Annotated in this window: 18 protein-coding genes and 10 pseudogenes; 12 read left to right on the top strand and 16 right to left on the bottom strand. The window is 72.7% G+C overall.

Features of this window, described 5'->3' with window-relative positions; translation table 11 throughout:
• Window positions 1-34: 34 nt before the first annotated feature.
• Both FF86_RS42675 and FF86_RS07535 read left to right on the top strand, forming a co-directional pair.
• Window positions 35-123 (top strand): annotated as a pseudogene (locus tag FF86_RS42675) (YbjN domain-containing protein); the annotation flags it as partial.
• Between the two features lies 1 nt (window position 124).
• A partial coding sequence (locus FF86_RS07535; protein WP_242418353.1) for a YbjN domain-containing protein occupies window positions 125-529 on the top strand: 405 nt, incomplete at its 5' end.
• A 38-nt stretch (window positions 530-567) separates the two neighbouring features.
• On the opposite strand, the pseudogene FF86_RS42670 reads toward FF86_RS07535, so the two are convergent.
• The 3 genes and pseudogenes from FF86_RS42670 to FF86_RS34155 form a co-directional block, all read right to left on the bottom strand.
• Window positions 568-688, bottom strand: a pseudogene (locus FF86_RS42670) (heme-binding beta-barrel domain-containing protein); the annotation flags it as partial.
• 1 nt (window position 689) lies between these two features.
• On the bottom strand, window positions 690-1,143 hold a 454-nt coding region (locus tag FF86_RS07530), incomplete at its 3' end, for an FABP family protein (protein ID WP_242418378.1).
• Entirely contained in the window at window positions 1,140-1,310 is a 171-nt protein-coding gene (locus FF86_RS34155) for a hypothetical protein (RefSeq protein ID WP_157866934.1), read from the bottom strand. The genes FF86_RS34155 and FF86_RS07530, both read right to left, overlap by 4 nt.
• 35 nt (window positions 1,311-1,345) lie before the next feature.
• Between FF86_RS34155 and FF86_RS07525 the strand changes: the two are divergent.
• Window positions 1,346-1,684: pseudogene (locus FF86_RS07525) on the top strand (DsrE family protein); the annotation flags it as partial.
• Between the two features lie 636 nt (window positions 1,685-2,320).
• Here the strand turns inward: FF86_RS07525 and FF86_RS42665 are convergent.
• The 10 genes and pseudogenes from FF86_RS42665 to FF86_RS42650 all read right to left on the bottom strand — a co-directional run.
• Window positions 2,321-2,542 (bottom strand): DUF1416 domain-containing protein (locus tag FF86_RS42665; RefSeq protein WP_255355732.1); only part of this gene is annotated, 222 nt, incomplete at its 3' end.
• A gap of 3 nt (window positions 2,543-2,545) precedes the next feature.
• On the bottom strand, window positions 2,546-3,379 hold the full coding sequence (locus FF86_RS07510) for a sulfurtransferase (RefSeq protein ID WP_044885051.1): 834 nt from the start codon (window positions 3,377-3,379) through the stop codon (window positions 2,546-2,548).
• Between the two features lie 20 nt (window positions 3,380-3,399).
• Window positions 3,400-3,789, bottom strand: a pseudogene (locus tag FF86_RS07505) (DUF4395 domain-containing protein); the annotation flags it as partial.
• A gap of 99 nt (window positions 3,790-3,888) precedes the next feature.
• On the bottom strand, window positions 3,889-3,966 hold the full coding sequence (locus FF86_RS65625) for a putative leader peptide (protein ID WP_374216036.1): 78 nt from the start codon (window positions 3,964-3,966) through the stop codon (window positions 3,889-3,891).
• A 37-nt stretch (window positions 3,967-4,003) separates the two neighbouring features.
• A complete protein-coding gene (locus FF86_RS07500) occupies window positions 4,004-4,564 on the bottom strand; it encodes a thioredoxin family protein (RefSeq protein ID WP_044885049.1) in 561 nt (186 codons plus the stop codon).
• 111 nt (window positions 4,565-4,675) lie between these two features.
• Window positions 4,676-4,816: pseudogene (locus FF86_RS42660) on the bottom strand (DUF2993 domain-containing protein); the annotation flags it as partial.
• A gap of 1 nt (window position 4,817) precedes the next feature.
• Window positions 4,818-5,413, bottom strand: a 596-nt coding sequence (locus FF86_RS07495) for a DUF2993 domain-containing protein (protein WP_242418351.1), incomplete at its 3' end; no start/stop codon positions are given.
• Between the two features lie 1,042 nt (window positions 5,414-6,455).
• On the bottom strand, window positions 6,456-6,764 hold the full coding sequence (locus FF86_RS07485) for a MoaD/ThiS family protein (protein ID WP_220386576.1): 309 nt from the start codon (window positions 6,762-6,764) through the stop codon (window positions 6,456-6,458).
• A complete protein-coding gene (locus FF86_RS42655; protein WP_313954309.1) occupies window positions 6,761-7,246 on the bottom strand; it encodes an alpha/beta hydrolase in 486 nt (161 codons plus the stop codon). The genes FF86_RS07485 and FF86_RS42655 overlap by 4 nt, the downstream gene beginning before the upstream one ends.
• Window position 7,247: 1 nt before the next feature.
• The coding region (locus FF86_RS42650; RefSeq protein ID WP_242418377.1) for an alpha/beta fold hydrolase at window positions 7,248-7,492 on the bottom strand (245 nt) is incomplete at its 3' end.
• 274 nt (window positions 7,493-7,766) lie between these two features.
• Between FF86_RS42650 and FF86_RS64015 the strand changes: the two are divergent.
• From FF86_RS64015 to mshD, 4 genes and pseudogenes are all read left to right on the top strand, one after another.
• Window positions 7,767-7,957, top strand: a pseudogene (locus FF86_RS64015) (DNA-binding response regulator); the annotation flags it as partial.
• Between the two features lies 1 nt (window position 7,958).
• Window positions 7,959-8,203 (top strand): annotated as a pseudogene (locus FF86_RS64010) (DNA-binding response regulator); the annotation flags it as partial.
• A 1-nt stretch (window position 8,204) separates the two neighbouring features.
• The coding region (locus FF86_RS42635; protein ID WP_242418350.1) for a winged helix-turn-helix domain-containing protein at window positions 8,205-8,519 on the top strand (315 nt) is incomplete at its 5' end.
• Between the two features lie 117 nt (window positions 8,520-8,636).
• Window positions 8,637-9,638 carry a mycothiol synthase gene (gene mshD, locus FF86_RS07470; protein WP_044887016.1) on the top strand — a complete coding sequence of 334 codons (1,002 nt, stop codon included), beginning with the start codon at window positions 8,637-8,639 and terminating at the stop codon, window positions 9,636-9,638.
• Window positions 9,639-9,683: 45 nt separating this feature from the next.
• Here the strand turns inward: mshD and FF86_RS07465 are convergent.
• The coding region (locus FF86_RS07465; RefSeq protein ID WP_242418349.1) for an STAS domain-containing protein at window positions 9,684-10,004 on the bottom strand (321 nt) is incomplete at its 3' end.
• Window positions 10,005-10,311: 307 nt separating this feature from the next.
• Here FF86_RS07465 and FF86_RS07460 point away from each other — a divergent pair.
• A complete protein-coding gene (locus tag FF86_RS07460) occupies window positions 10,312-10,770 on the top strand; it encodes a hypothetical protein (protein WP_044887018.1) in 459 nt (152 codons plus the stop codon).
• Window positions 10,771-10,786: 16 nt separating this feature from the next.
• On the opposite strand, the pseudogene FF86_RS07455 reads toward FF86_RS07460, so the two are convergent.
• Both FF86_RS07455 and FF86_RS42630 read right to left on the bottom strand, forming a co-directional pair.
• A pseudogene (locus FF86_RS07455) lies at window positions 10,787-11,270 on the bottom strand (TMEM165/GDT1 family protein); the annotation flags it as partial.
• A gap of 1 nt (window position 11,271) precedes the next feature.
• Window positions 11,272-11,452: TMEM165/GDT1 family protein (locus tag FF86_RS42630; RefSeq protein ID WP_242418348.1), on the bottom strand; the 181-nt coding region annotated here is incomplete at its 3' end.
• Between the two features lie 437 nt (window positions 11,453-11,889).
• On the opposite strand from FF86_RS42630, the pseudogene FF86_RS42625 reads away from it, so the two are divergent.
• From FF86_RS42625 to FF86_RS07430, 4 genes and pseudogenes are all read left to right on the top strand, one after another.
• A pseudogene (locus tag FF86_RS42625) lies at window positions 11,890-12,533 on the top strand (L-seryl-tRNA(Sec) selenium transferase); the annotation flags it as partial.
• A 1-nt stretch (window position 12,534) separates the two neighbouring features.
• Window positions 12,535-13,503: pseudogene (locus tag FF86_RS42620) on the top strand (L-seryl-tRNA(Sec) selenium transferase); the annotation flags it as partial.
• Window positions 13,500-14,012, top strand: a complete 513-nt coding sequence (locus FF86_RS07445) for a hypothetical protein (protein ID WP_044887021.1) — start codon at window positions 13,500-13,502, stop codon at window positions 14,010-14,012. The pseudogene FF86_RS42620 and the gene FF86_RS07445, both read left to right, overlap by 4 nt.
• A gap of 1,697 nt (window positions 14,013-15,709) precedes the next feature.
• Window positions 15,710-17,352 (top strand): tryptophan 7-halogenase (locus FF86_RS07430; protein WP_313954308.1); only part of this gene is annotated, 1,643 nt, incomplete at its 5' end.
• Between the last annotated feature and the right edge of the window lie 53 nt (window positions 17,353-17,405).

Raw genomic sequence — 17,405 nt, 5'->3', positions numbered from 1 at the left:
ATCGTCACAGTTGCAAGCGGGGAGGTCTGGAGCCATGACGGCACCCATCGACACGGCGGAGCGCGAGCGACTCGACGGCCTGATCGCCGACACCCTGGCCGACCTCGACCTCGCCTACGAGCGNATCGCCGCGGGCTCGTACCTGGTCACCCTGGAGGGCGAGCACAAGCTGCGCACGATGACCTGGCTCGTCGTGCAGGACCACACCCTGCTGGTCGAGGCGTTCTTCATGCGCGCCCCGGCGGAGAACGCAGCGGGCACCTACGCCTTCCTGCTCGGCCGCAACGCGAAGACCTACGGCGTGCACTTCTCCATCGACCGGGTCGGCGACATCTTCCTGACCGGGCAGATCCCGCTGCTCGCGGTCACGGCGGAGGAGATCGACCGGATCCTCGGCTGCGTCGGCACCTACGCCGACGACAACTTCGACCCGGCGATCGCCCTCGGATTCGCCACGGCGATCGAGCGGGAGAAGGCGTGGCGGGCCAAGCTCGCCGCCGACGCCGGCAACGCCGCGAAGCCCGGCTGACCGGCTGACCGATCCGGCTGACCGATCCGGCTGAGCGGTCAGTCCGTGACGCGGTGCAGGCGCGCCGACAGGTGCGACTGCAACGGCTTGCCCTCGGCCTCCATGTCGATCGCGTAGGCCAGGTCTCCACCCTCGACGATCCCGTAGAGCCGCACCGAGNGGGTGACGTCGCGGGCGGTCGCCGTGCGGATCAGCACGTTGTGGTCGAGGTCGACGCGGGTTCCCGCCACCGTGCCGACGTAGATCTCCGCGATGCCGAACGGGTGCGCCAGCGTCACCTCGACGACCGTCCCGCCGTCCTCGCCGGGCTGGACGCGCCAGAAGCCGGTCTCGGTGGCCAGCGGGCTGCCGGGCTCCCGGCCGTCGCGCGGCTCGTCCGCCCACCAGGTGTGGGAGACGTAGCCCAGCGCCGGGCGGCCGTCGGCGGCGAAGGTGATCTCCTGGCCGTAGTGAAAGCCCTCGAGGTCCTCGTAGCCGCCCACGCCCTCGCCGCGCCAGGTGCCGACGAGGAAGGCCAGCGGCAGCAGGCTGGGATGCAGATCGGCGGGCCCGGTCCCCCCGGTCCCGGTCGTGGACCGCGGCCGCCCGGCGGCCGACCGGCCCCGGGCGCTCAGCGCTGCCCCTCGTACAGCTTGTAGACCACGTAGCCGGAGAACCAGGCGATCAGGACGGACATCGCCACCAGGAGCCCGGTGAAGAAGTAGTGCAGCACGCTGCGCAGCCTAACCCCGCGCCGGGCGGCCAGGGTCGGGCGGTCGGGGGGCGGGCTGCGCGACGGCACGCCGGCGATCGCCGGGGATGGGGCAGACTGGGTCGATGACCCGTCCCCTCGTCGTCAAGGTCACCGCTGGGATGGACGCGCCGGAGCGCTGCTCACAGGCGTTCACGGTAGCGGCCGTCGCCGTCGCCGCCGGGGCGGACGTCTCGGTCTGGCTCACCGGCGAATCCGCCTGGTTCGCGCTGCCCGGGCGGGCGGCGGAGTTCGAGCTGCCGCATGCCGCGCCGCTGCCGGACCTTCTCGCCGGCATCCTCGCCGGCGGCCGGGTCACCGTGTGCACCCAGTGCGCCGCCCGGCGCTCGTTCGGCCCGGACGACGTCATCCCCGGCATCCGCATCGCCGGCGCGGCCGCGTTCGTCGACGAGGTGCTCGCCGACNGGGTCCAGGCGCTCGTCTACTAAGGCCGACAAGCCGTTACAGAAGGCCGGGAAGCCGTTGCAGAAGCCACCGCAGGCGCAACAACAGACCACGAACAGGACACGCCGAAACGCACATCGTCGGCCATCNCATGCGCTTTCATGATCGCATGATGGCAGACTCCGACATACTCTTCGCGGTGGTCCTGTTCGCGGCCGCCGGGCAGCGCACCGTCCGCCGGATCATCGCACCGTTCCCCGACCGGGGCTCCGCGGTCGCGTTCGCCCGCGACAACGGCCTGCGCTGCTTCTCGGTGGGCCCGATGCACTTCGCGGTGCCGACGACGGTGCCGCCCGGCGCGGACCTGCCGGGCGGTCCCCGCCCGCTGCTGCCCACCGCCGTCCACGCGGGCACGGAGCGCGGCGACTCCGCAGCCTAGTGCTACAGCCGCACCACTCATCCGCCGGGATCCGTAGCCAGGGACCTACTCTGCATCAGGAAGAAGGGGACAGCGGAAACTGCCCGCTGTCCCCTCCACCGCTCTACCGCGTCAACCGCGCCGTCTCCAGCGACGACCGTCAGGCCGCGACCTCGACCTGCGTGTCGACCGGCTCGCCCTGGCGGGCGACGACCTTCTGCTCGCCGCTCGCGCCGGNCACGAGCGCCCGCACGGTCCACTGCCCCGGCCGCGCGAAGAAGCGGAACTGGCCGGTCGCGGACAGCGGAACCTCGGCGGTGAAGTCGCCACCCTCGTCGAGCAGCCGGGCGTAGCCGGTCGAGACCGGCTCGCCACCCTGCACCACGACGCCCTGGATCACGGTCTCCTTGGCCACGTCAATTCCCTCCACCGACGGTCCACCGCGGGTCGCGCCGCACATGTCTCACGCACCCTTCTCGATCGGCACGCCCACCAGCGAGCCGTACTCGGTCCACGACCCGTCATAGTTCTTCACGTTCGGCAGGTCGAGCAACTCGTGCAGGGCGAACCAGGTGTGCGCCGAACGCTCGCCGATGCGGCAGTAGGCGATGATGTCCTGCGAGAGATCGACGCCGGCCTCGCCGTAGAGCTTGGTCAGCTCGTCGTTGCTCCGGAAGGTGCCGTCCTCGTTCGCGGTCTTCGCCCAGGGGATGTTCTTTGCGGTGGGAATATGACCGGCCCGCTGGGACTGCTCCTGCGGCAGGTGCGCCGGCGCGAGCAGCTTGCCGGAGAACTCGTCGGGGGAACGGACGTCGACGAGCGCCTTCTCGCCGATCGCGGCGACGACCTCCTCGCGGAACGCGCGGATGTCGGTGCGCGCCTCCTTGGCGGTGTAGGTCGTCGCCGGCCGCGGGGTGACCTCGGCGGTCAGTTCACGGCCGTCGAGCTCCCACTTCTTGCGGCCGCCGTCGAGCAGCCGGACATCCGCGTGACCGTACAGGCTGAGGTACCAGTAGGCGTAGGCCGCGAACCAGTTGTTGTTGCCGCCGTAGAGGACGACGGTGTCACCGTTCGCGATACCCTTGCTGGACAGCAGCTTCTCGAACTGCTCCTTGTTGACGAAGTCCCGGATGACCGGGTCCTGCAGCTCGGACTTCCAGTCAAGCCGCACGGCACCCGGAATGTGCCCCTTGTCGTAGGCGGAGACGTCCTCGTCGACCTCGACCAGAACAACCTTGGGGTCGTCACGGTTCGCCTCGACCCACGCGGCGTCGACCAATGCCTTCTCGCGGCTCATGCGCGCGCTCCTCTTACGGNGATGGAACGGAAGAACAGATACAGCTGGCACCCGAGACAGAATTCGAACGCCGCGTTGAGGAAGGCCGCTATGAAGGCGGCCGCGGCGGCGACGAAACCGAGGACGGTGATGCCCGAGAGGAACCCCGCGACCCCCACGGCGCCGAAGATCGCACCGACGAGCTGGGCGAACCGGGGCGGAGCAGCGTCCTCGGTCGTCGCGGGCGGCCCCAGCCGCGGCCGGATCAACGCCCGGAACAGCAGGCCGTAAGGGGCGTACCGCACGCCGGCCACCGCCCCCACGGCGAACACCACGGTCTGCGCGAGCAACAGCCATCCGCTGCCCGTCACCAGCACCACGGCGAGCACGACCGAGGTGACGGCGGCGGTGAACCGCAGGCCACGAGGATCNACCACGAGACTTTCTCCTGACTGCCGGCTCGAGCTACCCGGTCGGATGCGGAGCGACGCGTCGGGGAAACCGATCACATCAGGGGCGTCAACCCGCGATCAGGAAAGACGACACAGGCAGCTACCCACGCGGCACAGGTCGACCGCGCGGCGCTTCACGAGCTGCGTCCGGAACATGGTTCGTGCCACGGTAGCAGCGAAAGTCACGTCTGTGTTAACTCGCTGGCGGCGGTTCCGAAGAATCACCATCTGCCCGTTTAGTCCCATCCGCGGGGACGATCTGCGCCAGGGTCGCGAACACCGCCTGCCGCGTCGGAGGTGCGCCGCTGGCCCGCCTGACCTCACGGCCGGAGGCGTCGACGATGAGCACCGTGGGCGTCCGCCGGACGGCAAGCCGGCGGACGAGATCGAGGTGCGCCTCGGCGTCCACCTCGACGTGGCGCACCCCGGGCACCAGCGCGGCGACCCCGGCCAGCACCTGTCGCGTCGACCGGCACGGCGCGCAGAACGCCGTGGAGAACTGCAGCAGCGTCGCCCGCTCCCCCAGCGCCTCGCCGAGGGCGGCGAGCTCCGCCCGCAGCCCACCGTCAGGATCCGCCGCCGCCCGGGAGGAGCCGTCGGCTCCGAACGATTCAGCCACGGCCACGACCGGCCCGCCGCCCGCGGCGACCGGCCGCTCTCGGGACGGGCGGAACCGCCCGTCCCGCACGCGCATCACCGTACCCAGCGCCACCGCCACCACGACGGCCCCAACCAGTACCCAGACTCCCGTCACAGCTCCTACAGCATCCCGGCGGCACCCGCTCTTCCCGGGCCGGCACCCCTTCCCGGGCCGTCGCCCCGTTCCGGGCCGGAGACCCTCCCCAGGCTGGCACCATCTGGCGCGTCAGCGGCCCGCGGTGGCGGCGTCGGCGTCGAGCACGACGCCGCGACCGCCGGCGGCGAAGGCGATGCGATCGCCCGCGACCGTCGCCGAGGTCAGCCGCATGTTGAACGGCAGACCGGCGACCGGCACGTGCACCGTGAGNAGCTCGGTGGCGGCCTGGCGCAGCGCGGGCGGCAGGATCGCGCCGACCGATGCGGCCAGCTCGCGGGGGGTGAACGTGACCGCGGCGGGCTGGACCCCGATGTCCGCCGTCCCGGACACGGGGTAGGCGGTCCCCAGGACCTGCACCGATCCCGCGACCCGGATCGCCTGCCCGTCCGGGGTGACGGTGATGGCCGAGCCCTGGCTGCGCAGGTAGGCGTTGACGTCGGCGAACGTCAGCTCCACCCGGGCGGCGAGCCGGTCCACCGGTATCCGCCGCACGTCGCCGCGGACGACGTCGGCGAGGGGGACCCGCACACCCGCGAGGTCCGCGTGCACCCGGTCCACGCGGACGTCCTGCTCGACGCGACCGCGCACGTCCACCCGCACGTCCCGGTAGCTCCCGGCGACGACCTGGGTGAGGAACGGGAAACCGCCGAGCGACACCGTGGGACGCGACGGCAGGTGCTCGGCCCGCTGCGCCTGCGTGGCGATCTGGCCGGCGACGACCCGCGCGGCGACCCGATCCACGACGACGAGCACGATCAGCAGGACGACCACGACCACGGCCGTGATGCGCAGGCCTCGGCCGCTCATCCGGGCAGGTGCCGTCCGACCAGGTAGACCAGCGGCGCCGCGCACGCCAGCGGCAGGATCGCGGCGAGCAGGACATCCGCCGCCACCCGACCCGCCGCCGCGTCCACCTCGTCTGCGGACGAGCCGGCCTCGCGGGCGCGGGCGAGCACCAGATCGACCAGCGCGGCGACGGCGGCTCCCGACGCGGCCGTCGCGAGCGCGGCGTTCAGCGTCAGGTCGTCGGGTCCCAGCGCACCGAGGATCGCGCCCGCCGCCACCGCGACCGCCACACCCAGCAGATCGGCCGGCACCGTCGCCAGGCCGGTCCAGCCGAGCAGCNGAGCGGCCACGACGGCGCTGCCCGCACCCAGCAGACCGGCGATCACCAGCAGATCGGCCGGATGATGTGCGCCGTGCCCCGCCCGCAGCGCGAGGTACCCCGCGAACAGGGCGACGAGGATGATCCCGCTCAGCGCGGTGGCCAGTTCGGCGCTCACCCGGGCCGCGGGAGCCGGCGGCGCGACGGTGTCCGGACGGCCCGCCGGGTCCGCCTCGCCGCCGGCGCGCCCCGCGGCCGGGGCGCGCAGCGTCAGGGCCCGTCGCAGACCAAGCTGGTAGAGCACCACGACCGCGACAGCGACCCCGATGACACCGGCGACGGAACCGTAGGCGTGCCGGTCGGAGACCAGCAGGACGACGTCGGCGAGCACCGCCCCCGCCGCGACCAGCGGGATCGTGCCCGGGGAGGCACGCAGCGCGCGGCCCCAGGCCCACGCGAACGCGACCTGCTCGACGGCCAGGACGGCCGCCAGCACCCACGTGGCCAGCGCCGCCGCGCCGACGGCCAGGCCCATCGCGACCAGCGCGGCGAGGGGCGCGCCGAGCAGCACCCGCCGGGGCGGGGCGACGACCGGTAGGGCCGTCTGTCCCGACAGCACGCCGCGGGACAGCCCGGGTTCGCCAGCGCTCACGCCGACATGCTGCCATGCCCCGCCCGCGGGCCTGGCGCCGCACCGGCCGCGGGCCAGGTCACGCGGGCGGCGGGCGGCGGCGGCGCCGGTGCTCAACCGCCGGCGAACGGCGGCAGGGCCTCCACGACCGCCCCGTCGCGCAGGACGACCCCGGCCGGGTCGCGCCGACCCACGGGCTGGTCGTCCACCAGGTACGAGCAGCGCCGCAACAGCGCGGGCAGGTCACCCCCGTGGCGGGCCGCGACGGTCGTGAACAGCGCCGCCAACGTGTCCGCCTCGATCGTCTCCTCGCGCACCCCTGCCACGTCGCGGGCGGCGGCCCAGTACCGGACGGTGACCCGCGCGGCCGGCACGCCCGGCGCACCCGGCGTGGGCGGCCTTGGGTCGGGGGCCGCCGTCACCGGCTCTGCACCACCGCGCCGCCGCGGTGCGCCGAGGCGGCCGTCTCCCCCGGCCCGCCGGGGCCGGCTGTCGCCAGGCTCGCCAGGCTCGTGCCGATGCGGTCGAGCAGGCCCGGAGAGAGCCCGGCCTCGGCATGGCCGAACTCGGGTACCAGCCACATCTGGGCCGACTCTCCGGCGGCCGCCGCGAGCGCGCGCGGATGCTCCAGGGTGAAATACCGGTCACGATGCCCGTGAACGATCAGTAAAGGCATCGGCGCAATGGTGCCGACGATCTCGACCGGAGCGGCGGGAATTGGCACGAAAGCGCGGGGGTCGATACGGACTCGTAACGCACCTCGTGCCACCATCCGGCCAGTGGCATGCTCGGCGAGCCAGTGGATCCGCCGCATCGGCGCGGTGTCGCGGACGAACCATCTGCTGGTGGCGCTCACACTGACAACCGCATCCGGGGGATGACGCAGGCGCAGTTCGTGACTCAGNGTACCGTTTTTGGACAATCCGGCATGACGGAGGACCGCCGCCCCGCCCATCGACCATCCCATGGTGATAACGCGCTGGTAGCCGAGCCGGCGAGCCTCGCCGACGCCGGCATCGACGTCGAAGATCTCACGATCACCAAACGTACATGATCCACTGGAACGACCATGCCCCCGCAGGTCCATGACCAGCACTCCGGCATATTTTCGTAACCCGGCTGCCACATGCCGTAACGCTGGATGCGCCATCGAACAGGAGAAGCCATGAGCGATCACAACCGCCAGGTCCCGCGACTCTCCGTGCACAACCCCGCTTCTTTGNTCATGGTTCGTGGCCAGAATCTCAGAATCAGCGGTAGGCAGTAGCCCGTAGACGGTAGGAGCCGAGTAGGACACTCCGCTATCCTCCCCACATACCGGCCTTCGTTTCATGCCCATGACGGTCGTGAGACGCCCAGGGCCGGGCATCGAGTTACTCACCGGGTCGACGCTGCCCCACCACACACCACCTGGAGGAGTCGTCTTGAGCGTCGTCCTTTTGCTCACCAACGCCCCCGGTCCCTCCGCCGAGTCGTTTCCGTCCCTTGGTCTGCTCACCCACACGGTACGGGTCGCCCCGCTGGAGGCGAGTGCTCTGTTGGACGCTCCGCCCGTGGACGTGATCGTGGTGGACGGACGTCGGGAACTCGTCATTGCTCGCGGCCTGTGCCGGCTNCTGCGCACGACCGGTCTCACGACGCCGCTGCTGGCGCTGGTGACCGAGGGCGGGCTGGCCGCGGTGTCCGCGGACTGGGGGGTTGACGACGTCGTCCTCGACTCCGCTGGTCCCGCGGAGGTCGAGGCCCGGTTGCGACTGGCCATCGGTCGGGTCGCTGCCGCCGGTGGCACGGCCGAGGCTGGTGTCATCCGGTCCGGCGACCTGTCGGTCGACGAGACCACCTACTCGGCCAAGCTGCGGGGNCGCCCCCTCGAGCTCACCTTCAAGGAGTTCGAGCTGCTCAAGTACCTGGCGCAGCACCCCGGCCGGGTCTTCACCCGGGCGCAGTTGCTCCAGGAGGTGTGGGGCTACGACTACTACGGCGGCACCCGGACCGTGGACGTCCACGTCCGCCGGCTGCGGGCGAAACTCGGCCCCGAGCACGAGGCGATGATCGGCACGGTGCGGCACGTCGGCTACAAGTTCGTGGCGCCGCCGATCGCGCCCCTGCCGGAGAACGCCTCCGGCCCGGCCGCCCGCGTCGACCGGGACGACGCCCGCACCCCCGAGCGGGTCTAGCAGCGACGGGCGGCGCCGATCGTCGAGCGACGCGTCCGGCCTGACGATGCCGGGTGGAAGATGTCCACGTCTCCCGCCCTGCATCGTCGAGTCGGAGCGACGGATCANGGGACAGCCGTGGCCGAGGGCCCCTACGGTCGTACGGTGACCGCCTCCCTGATCTGGCAGCCGACCCTCAGCGGCGCGGACGTGGACGACATCGCGAGCCTGCTCGCCGCCGCCGAGCGGGCGGACGGCACCGGTCCGGTGTCGGAGGACGTCCGGCTGACCCTGCGCCCCGACCAGCAGGTCGGGGCGGGGCGTCACCTGCTCGCCGTGGCCGCGCCCGGGGCCGAGGTCTCTGGCCCGCGGCGCGCGATCGTCGGCTACGCGCACCTCGGCGGCGCGCCCGACAGCCGCCAGGCCGAGGTCGTGGTCCATCCCGGGCATCGCCGCCAGGGGATCGGCCGCGCCCTGGCCACCGCGCTGACCGAGGCACTCGGCGACCCGCCGGCCCGGCTCGACGTGTGGGCGCACGGAGATCTCCCGCCCGCGGCGGCGCTGGCCGCGCGGCTCGGGTTCGCCCGCACCCGGGTGCTGTTCCAGCTTCGCCGGCCGCTGGGCGCGGGCGCGCCGCTGCCGGAGCCGCACCTGCCCGCCGGGGTCACCGTCCGCGCGTTCGTCCCCGGCCGCGACGACGAGGCCTGGTTGGCCGTCAACGCCGCCGCGTTCGCTGATCATCCCGAGCAGGGCCGCTGGACCCTCGACGACCTGGCCCTGCGGCGGGCCGAGCCGTGGTTCGACCCGCGCGGCTTCTTCGTCGCCGAACGCGACGGCCGGTTGGTCGGCTTCCACTGGACGAAGGTCCACGAGGTGGACGAGACGCCGCCGCCGGGCACGCGGCCCGGTCCGATCGGCGAGGTGTACGTGGTGGGGGTGCTGCCCGGCGCCGGCGGCGCCGGGCTCGGGCGTGCCCTGACCCTGATCGGCCTGCGCCACCTGCAGGCCGAGGGGCTCGCGGCGGTCCTGCTGTACGTGGACGAGGACAACGAACGAGCCGTGCGGATGTACACCGGCCTCGATTTCACCGTCCACACGCGCGACGTGTCCTACCACTGGCGCGGGGCGGCCACCGGCTGAGGCCGGTCATGCACCCCGGCGGGTCGCCAGACCGGACGCCGCGGNCGCGCCGCCGTGATCGACCTCGATGACCGAGGTCAGATTGGTGACGTGCAGCAGCCGGTAGGCGTCCTCGTTGAGGTTGCGCAACGCCAGCCGGCCGCCGGCGGAACGCTGCCGCTGGTGGGCGAACAGGATGACCGCCAGCCCCTGGGAGTCCAGGAAGCTCACCTGGGCCAGGTCGACGACGATGTCCCTGACTCCGGCGACGCGCGCGTCCAGCAGCGCCTCGCGCAGCGGGTCCAGGGAGGAGTAGTCAATATCACCGACCGGGTGCACGACGATGGCCTCACGGCCGATCACTTCGACGCGAACGCTTGGTTCCATGGCTCCGTTGACGACCGGACGGCATGGGCGCCACGGGAAGCCGGCCGGGCTGCTTCCCGCCACGCGCCGCGCCCCTGGCAAGCGCGACGATGGTCACCTACCCCCACCACACCACTCCCACACCCGCCCGATTCCCACCGGGAAGCAGTTTTCCTCACACCGAACCGACGCTGCCACCACCGGTACCGGTCCGTGACGCCGGCCGAGCCGACTCCGCCGCCCGCGGACTGCCCCACGGGCGCTCCCTCCCGTCTTCTCCCCGCCGCGCGGGATGGGATGACCAGTCGCCGGATGAGAGCGTCGACGCATGAACACCAACCCGCCCCGGACCCCTGGCGGCACCGATCACCCGAACGTCGTCACCTTCCTCAGCCAACTGGACGGCGCCGCCGTCTCCGTCGGGCCGCCTCCCGGCGCCCCGCCGACGCCGGAGGTGGTGCTGACCGCCCAGCGTCCCCACCGTGACCCGGCCGTCCTGCGGCTGGCGCCGGACGAGGCGGACCGGCTCGCGCGGCTGCTGTCCGCGGCCGCCGGCGCCGCAGCGCCGCCCCTCGCCCCCACCGACCGTTGCGGCGAGGACGGCGGCGGGCGGGCCGCCGTCCACTCGCACCACGTCGTCTGCGTCGCTGAGGGATCCGCGGCCGAGGAGCTGCGCCATGCGCTTGCGCTGCTGCCGGCGCGGGCACGGCTGGTCGACTTCACCTCGGACACCGACGTCGTCCTCGTGTTCGCCACGGACGACCCGCGCTGGCCCCCGCCCCGGTAGCGGCCGCGAGCCGGGTTCAGCCGCGCACCGCCTCGATCGCCGACACGACGGCCAGGAGCAGGAAGGCGCCCGCGGCGATCCGAGTGATCATCGCGATGGGCATCAGGCGAAGCAGCCCGCGTCCCCCGGCGATGGCCAGGCCGGCCACCGTCCACAGCGCCAGCACCGCCCCGATCCAGACCGCCACCGGCGCGTCGAACCGGGCGGCCAGGTTCGCCGTCGAGATCTGCGTCAGGTCGCCGAGCTCCGCGACGAAGACGACCCCGAAGGAGGTGGCCGCCACCCGCCAGAACGTCGTGGCCGCGACCGGCGCCGGGGATGCAGGCCGCTCGGCCGCGGCGCCGGCCCGATCCGGCTCGTCCTGGCCCGTACCGTCGTCCTGGCCCGTACCGTTGTCCTGGCCCGTACCGTCGCTCTCGCGGCCCTCGCGCAGCACGAGCACGGCTCCGGCGATGAAGAGCACCGCCGTGATCGTGTCGACGATCCGGTGCGGCAGCAGCNAGAAGGCGCTGCCGGCCGCCACGGCAACGGTGACGTGCACGACGAAGGCAACTGCGACCCCGGCCCAGACGTACAGCGGCCGGAAGCGGCTGCCCAGCACGAGGCTCGCGACCATCGTCTTGTCGGGTAGCTCGGCCAGGAAGATCACGCCGAAGGTGATGAGTGCTGCGGTGATGCTCAATGCCCGGGACCTCTCCGTGGAGCCGGGCCGGGAGCGGGGACGCGCCTTCGACCCGGCATGCCTGCCGTGTCGAAGGTCTCGCCCACTCGGCCGCGTGGGCCGGGCCCGGCCGCCGGGTGCCCGCGGACCGGCCCTGGATGGGTCGATCGGCGGACGCCAGTATGTCGACGACCGGACCGCTCGGACACCGCACCCGGCCGGCCCGGCGACGGACACGTCCGTCGTCCCAGGCCGTGCGCACCGGAGACGGGCCGCGCGGCAGGGCTACTCCCCTTCGGGGGAGACAGTACAGGCCGCGCGGACCGGCGGCATTCGCCTCGATCCGCCCTGACTGGCGCCCTGACGTGGAACGAGCCACAGGAACACGAAAGGACACCATCCATCGGTGGTGGCCTCCGTGAAAATCTCGGAAAGAAGCACTAACTTCACGTGGAGTGATGGACGACGCGGTTCCCCTCGCGTACTACTCCGGGGACGGTCCGGTGCCGGCGCCGACGACGCTCGCCCGCACGGCGACGGGACTACGCCCCGTGATCAACGCCACCGGGGTGATCCTGCACGGCGCGCTCGGCCGGGCCCCGCTGTCCGCGGCCGCGCGCGCCGCGGTGGATCTCGCCGCCGGCACCACCGATCTCGAGCTGGACCTGCGCACCGGCCGCCGCGACCGCCGGGGACGCACCGCCCTGGCCGCCCTCGCCGCCGCGGTGCCGGCGGCGGCGGGCGTGCACGTCGTCAACAACAACGCGGCGGGCCTCGCCCTCGCGGTGGCCGCGCTCGCCGGGCGGCGCGAGGTGGTGGTCAGCCGAGGGGAGCTCGTCGAGACGGCCGACGGTTTCCGGCTGCCGGAGCTGCTGGTCGCCGCCGGCGCGCGGATGCGCGAGGTCGGCACGACCAACCGCACCACGCTCGGCGACTACGCGGACGCCATCGGCCCCGACACCGGCCTGGTGCTGCGCGTGCACACGGCCAGCTACCAGGTGGTCGGGTTCACGGACAGCCCCGCCATCAGCGATCTGGCCGCCCTCTGCGCCGACTTCGAGGTGCCGCTCGTCGGCGACTGCGGCTCGGGCCTGCTTCATCCNGAACCGATGCTCGCCGAGCCCGACGTCTCGAGCTGGCTCGGCTGGGGGGTCGGCGTTGTCACGACCAGCGGCGACAAACTGCTCGGCGGCCCGCAGTGCGGTCTTCTCCTCGGCCGGGCCGACCTGATCGACCGGATGCGCCGCCATCCGATGTCGCGGGCGCTGCGCGCCGGCAAGCTCACCCTCGCCGCGCTGGAGGCGACCCTGCGCCATCCCGACTCGCCGGTCCGGCAGGCCCTGCGCGCCCGGCCGGAGCGTCTCGCCGCCCGCGCCGAGACGCTCGCGGCCTGGCTGCGCCGCGCCGGGATCGCGGCGTCCGCCGTCGCCAGCCGCGCGCTCATCGACGGCGGCACCGGCTCGGCGGCGGACACCAACACCTGCGGATGCCGGCGTGGGTACGCCACCGGAGTTGATCAGGCCGCCGGGCGAACGGCCTGCGGCGCGTGGGGGTTCGGGTGCGTCGGGGCCGAGCTGCCCAGTGCCGCCGTCGCACTGGACGCGATGATCGCGGCGCCGCTGCGCCATGGCGAACCGGCCGTCCTTGGGCGCGTCGAGCAGGGCTGCTGCCTGCTCGACCTGCGGACCGTGCCAGCGGAGCTCGATCCGGTGCTCGCCGCCGCCGTGCTCGCGGCGGCGACCGAGGCCGGCGCCGCCATCCTCACCGACGCCCCCACAGAGCCGCACAGCACGGCGGCGGCCGACACCGTCGTCACGGTCAGCGGGTCGGCGGTGGTGAGCGGGTCGGCAGTGGCAGGTGCGTCGGCGATGGTGAGCGGGTCGGCAGTGGCGGGCGCGTCGGCGATGGTGAGCGGGTCGGCAGTGGCGGGCGCGTCGGCGATGGTGAGCGGGTCGGCAGTGTTGGGCGGTGTCCCGGCGGTGGCGGGCAGCGCCGTCGCGGCGGCGGACATGGTGACCGTCGAGTCCATGGCGATCCCGCCCACCGCCGTGGCGGATCGGCGGGCGCCGTGAGCCGCATCCGGTTGCGCGACATCCCCGCCGTCGCCGACGCCGGGCGCCGGCTCGCCGGTGCGGCCGGTGGATCGGTCCTCCTCTGCTACGGGCTCGTCCACCTGCTGGTCTGGCCCGGCGCCCCGACCGGCACGCCGGCCGAGCGCTACGGCTGGGACGGGGAGACGGAGCTGCTCGGGTGGCTGCCTGTCTGGGCAATCTGGACGGTCGGCGGGGTTCTGCTGGCCGCCGCCGTGCTGGGCCACGCCGTCGGCGGGGCCGGGCTCGCCGGACTGCCCGTCGCGCGCCGGTACCGGCTGGCCGCGACCGGGACGGGAGCGGCCGGTTCCCTCGCGCTGTTCGCGGTGGCCTGGCCCGGCCTGGAGCCCACGCCCACCGAGTTCAGCGCCGGTCCGATTGTCAGCGGGCTGCTGCTGGCGAGTGTCGTCGCGACGGCGTGGGCCCGGCGCCACCCGCCGCCGGCCGGCGCCCGTCCACCCGACCGAAGCCGCCCGGCACCCGGGCGGTAGGACGGGCGGCTCAGCCGAGGGCGTGCAGCTCCCGGGCCAGGTTGAGGCGGGCCGGCGGCTCCCAGTTCCGCCGCGCCCACGCGGTCGCGTAGAGCGGACCGTCCAGCAGGCCGCGCAGAAGGGGCGCCCGTCCCTCGCGCCAGGCGCGTTCGTCGACCCAGCCGTATTCCCGGCGGACCCGACGCACGTAGCGGTCGTAGGCGGCCGGTGGTCGCGCCAGGACCCGCAGGTCGGCGTCGTTGACGAGGGCCTCGTCGTCGTGGGTCGAGCGGTGCGAGGCCGTGGCGAGGACCAGCCGGGCGACCGCCGTCCNGATCCCCCCGGGGCAGCCCAGCCGCGCGAGCACGTCGATCGCCAGCTCCGCGGACCGCTGCTCGTTGTCCGCCAGCCGCGGTTCGTGGACGGCGTCGTGGAAGTACACGGCGAGCACGCAGACGTGCGCGGCACGCTCCGCGGGCGGCCGGCGCTCGGCGGCGAGCAGCACCCGCAGCGCGGCGGACATCTCCGCGACGTGCCGCAGGGTGTGGTAGTGCCGACCCGGCTCCTGGTAGCGCCGAGCCAGGTCGACGAAGGCCGCGACCCGCTCACCCACGTCGGCGCGGGAGNCCGCGGTGACCAGCGCGTCGTCGAAGACCCTGGCCAGCGGTGATCGAGGGACGGCCGCGGCGGCCTCGCCGACGTGGCTCATGGTCCCGCCCATATCCACACGCCCTCTCACCTCCGCGAACCCCTCACGTCCGCACGCTCCCGCACACCCGCACGCCCACACATCTCACACGCTTGCGTGCCCCCTCTCGGACCATCGCGTCGTCGCCGGCAGGCGCGCCACCGGCGGGGGACCACGACGACGATCGTGCTCCCGGCACGCGTCTCCGGCCGGACGAATGCCTCCACCTGATACCAGAATGGTTCTTCCCTACCGGTCACCGCCCCCTGCCCCTGGCACCCCGCCCGGGCCAAGCTCCTCCTGCGGCCGGGACCGTGCCCGCCGGACGAGCGCATGACCCGTCCGGGCCATCCGGCATTTGCCTAGATCGAACAGGCGTGCGAATGTTGGGCCGTGGCAGTGCAGATCGTGATTGACGGGCAGCCCTATCCCCTGCCGCCGGGTACCGATCCGGACGAACTGCGCAGGCGGGTCGCCCAGGCGGTCTTCCGCTGCGAGGTCGAGCAGCTCCACCTCGCGGACGGCCGGACGATGCTGGTCAACTGGCGGTCGGTCCGACTCATCGAGGTCCGCTCGGACGCGGAGCCGCAGCCCCACCCGGAGGGCCGCGAGAACGACGCGGGGCACGAGCGTCGGCNGGTTGGCGACCGCTAGCAAGATCCGATCATCCGTGTTCGGCCGGTGCGCGCACCGGCATTACCTCAACAATGGTTGGGAAACACGTGGTTCACGATGCGACCCGGCGTCGACGCGACCGGGGGCCGTCCGCGCAGGTCACCAGCCGCCGACACCCCAAGTCGCCCGTCGGACCATTCCCCCCAAGTAGGTAGTTTCCGACATATGGGTAAAAGCTCAGATTAAGGATGGTCGCTTACGCATTGGCGTTGATGTTCCGTTTACTACAACCATGATCCGTCGAGCTGGTTAGGTGTTATTTGTNCACCGGTTGCGATGATTGTGATCATTGCGAGAGGACAGACGCAGCCGGCCCACTTCGTGTAGCGGCGTACAGGGAGTCTCGTAATGAGCNGGTACGACTATTCGGTTGCCATCCTCGGTAGCGGCATCGCCGGCTCGACACTGGCCAACATCCTCGCCCGGCACGGTCACAGTGTGGTCCTCGTCGACAGCGGCACCCACCCACGGTTCGCGCTCGGCGAGTCGACGATCGGAGAGACGACCTACCTGCTGAAGCTGCTCGCCGAGCGGTTCGACGTACCTGAACTCGGCCACGTGAGCAGCTTCGAGGGGGTGCGCTCGCACGTCACGTCAGCCTGCGGCGTCAAGCGCAACTTCGGCTTCGTGTACCACCGGGACGGGCAGGTACAGAACCCCGAGGAGGTCACCCAGTGCAGCGTCTCGGAGTTCCCGAACGGCCCCGAAATGCACATGCACCGTCAGGACATCGACTCCTACCTCTTCTACTCCGCGGTCCGCTACGGAGCGGACCCGCGCCAGCGGACCATGGTGGAGCGCGTCGAGTTCACCGCCGACGCGGCGACGCTCACGACGAGGTCCGGCGAGACGCTGCGGGTCCGGTACGTCGTGGACGCCTCGGGCCGCAACTCGGTGCTCGCGAACCAGTTCGCCCTGCGTGAGGAGCCCTGCCGGTTCCGGACGAACTCCCGGACGCTGTTCACCCACATGGTCGGCGTCACCCCGTTCGACGACGTGACGACCCCCAGCGGTCAGCCGTCGCTGTGGCACCAGGGCACCCTGCACCACATCTTCGACGGCGGCTGGCTGTGGGTCATCCCGTTCGACAACCACCGCAGGGCCACCAACCCGCTGTGCAGCGTCGGGCTCAACCTGGACGCCGGCCGCTTCCCGAAGGAGCCGGGGCGCACCGCCGAGCAGGAGTGGGCCGCCTACCTCGACCGCTTCCCCAGCGTGGCCCGCCAGTTCGCCGACGCCCGGCCCGCCTGGGACTGGGTCTCCACCGGACGCACCCAGTACTCCAGCACCCGCACGGTCGGCGACCGCTGGGCGATGATGAGCCACGCCGCCGGGGCCATCGACGCGCTGTTCTCCCGGGGCATGGCCAACACCATGCAGGTGATCTACGCCTTCACCCCGACCCTGCTGGCCGCGCTCGCCGACGACGACTTCTCCGCCGAGCGGTTCGGCCACATCGACACGCTCAACCAGACGATCCTCGACGTCAACGACAAGCTCGTGCACGGCTCGTACGTCTCGTTCCGGGACTTCGACCTGTGGCGGGCCTGGTCGAAGGTGTGGTTCCTCGGCTGGAACATGGGCATCGCGCGGATCGTCGGGACCTACTTCGGCTATCTCGAGAAGGGTGACCGGGCTCTGTTCGACCGGCTGCTCGACGCCCCGCACCTGGGCACCTTCTGCCCGGACCTGCCGGAGTTCCAGCCGTTCTTCGACTCCCTGAGCGCGGTGATGGTCGACGTGGAGGCCGGCCGGCTGGCCCCGGCGGCCGCCGTCGAGCGGCTCGCCGGCCTGCTCGGCGGGGCCGACTTCCTGCCCGCGCCGCTGCGGCTCGGCGATGTGCTGCGACGCTGGCACGACGGCTCCTTCGAGGCCCAGCGCCGGATGTACGAGTGGGGTCGGACCGACTCCCCGACGCCGCTGCGGCGCTGGTACGACTACGACCTCGACGAGCTGCTGACCCGCACGGGCGGAACGCCGCAACCGGCCGTCTTCTGACACCGCTCGGGCCCGGGCGGGCTGGCGTACCGCATTCTGTCACCGGTACTGTT

The sequence above is a fragment of the Frankia sp. CpI1-P genome (genome assembly GCF_001421075.1).
Lineage (GTDB): Bacteria > Actinomycetota > Actinomycetes > Frankiales > Frankiaceae > Frankia > Frankia torreyi.
This window is presented reverse-complemented; position numbering and strand designations above follow the sequence as displayed.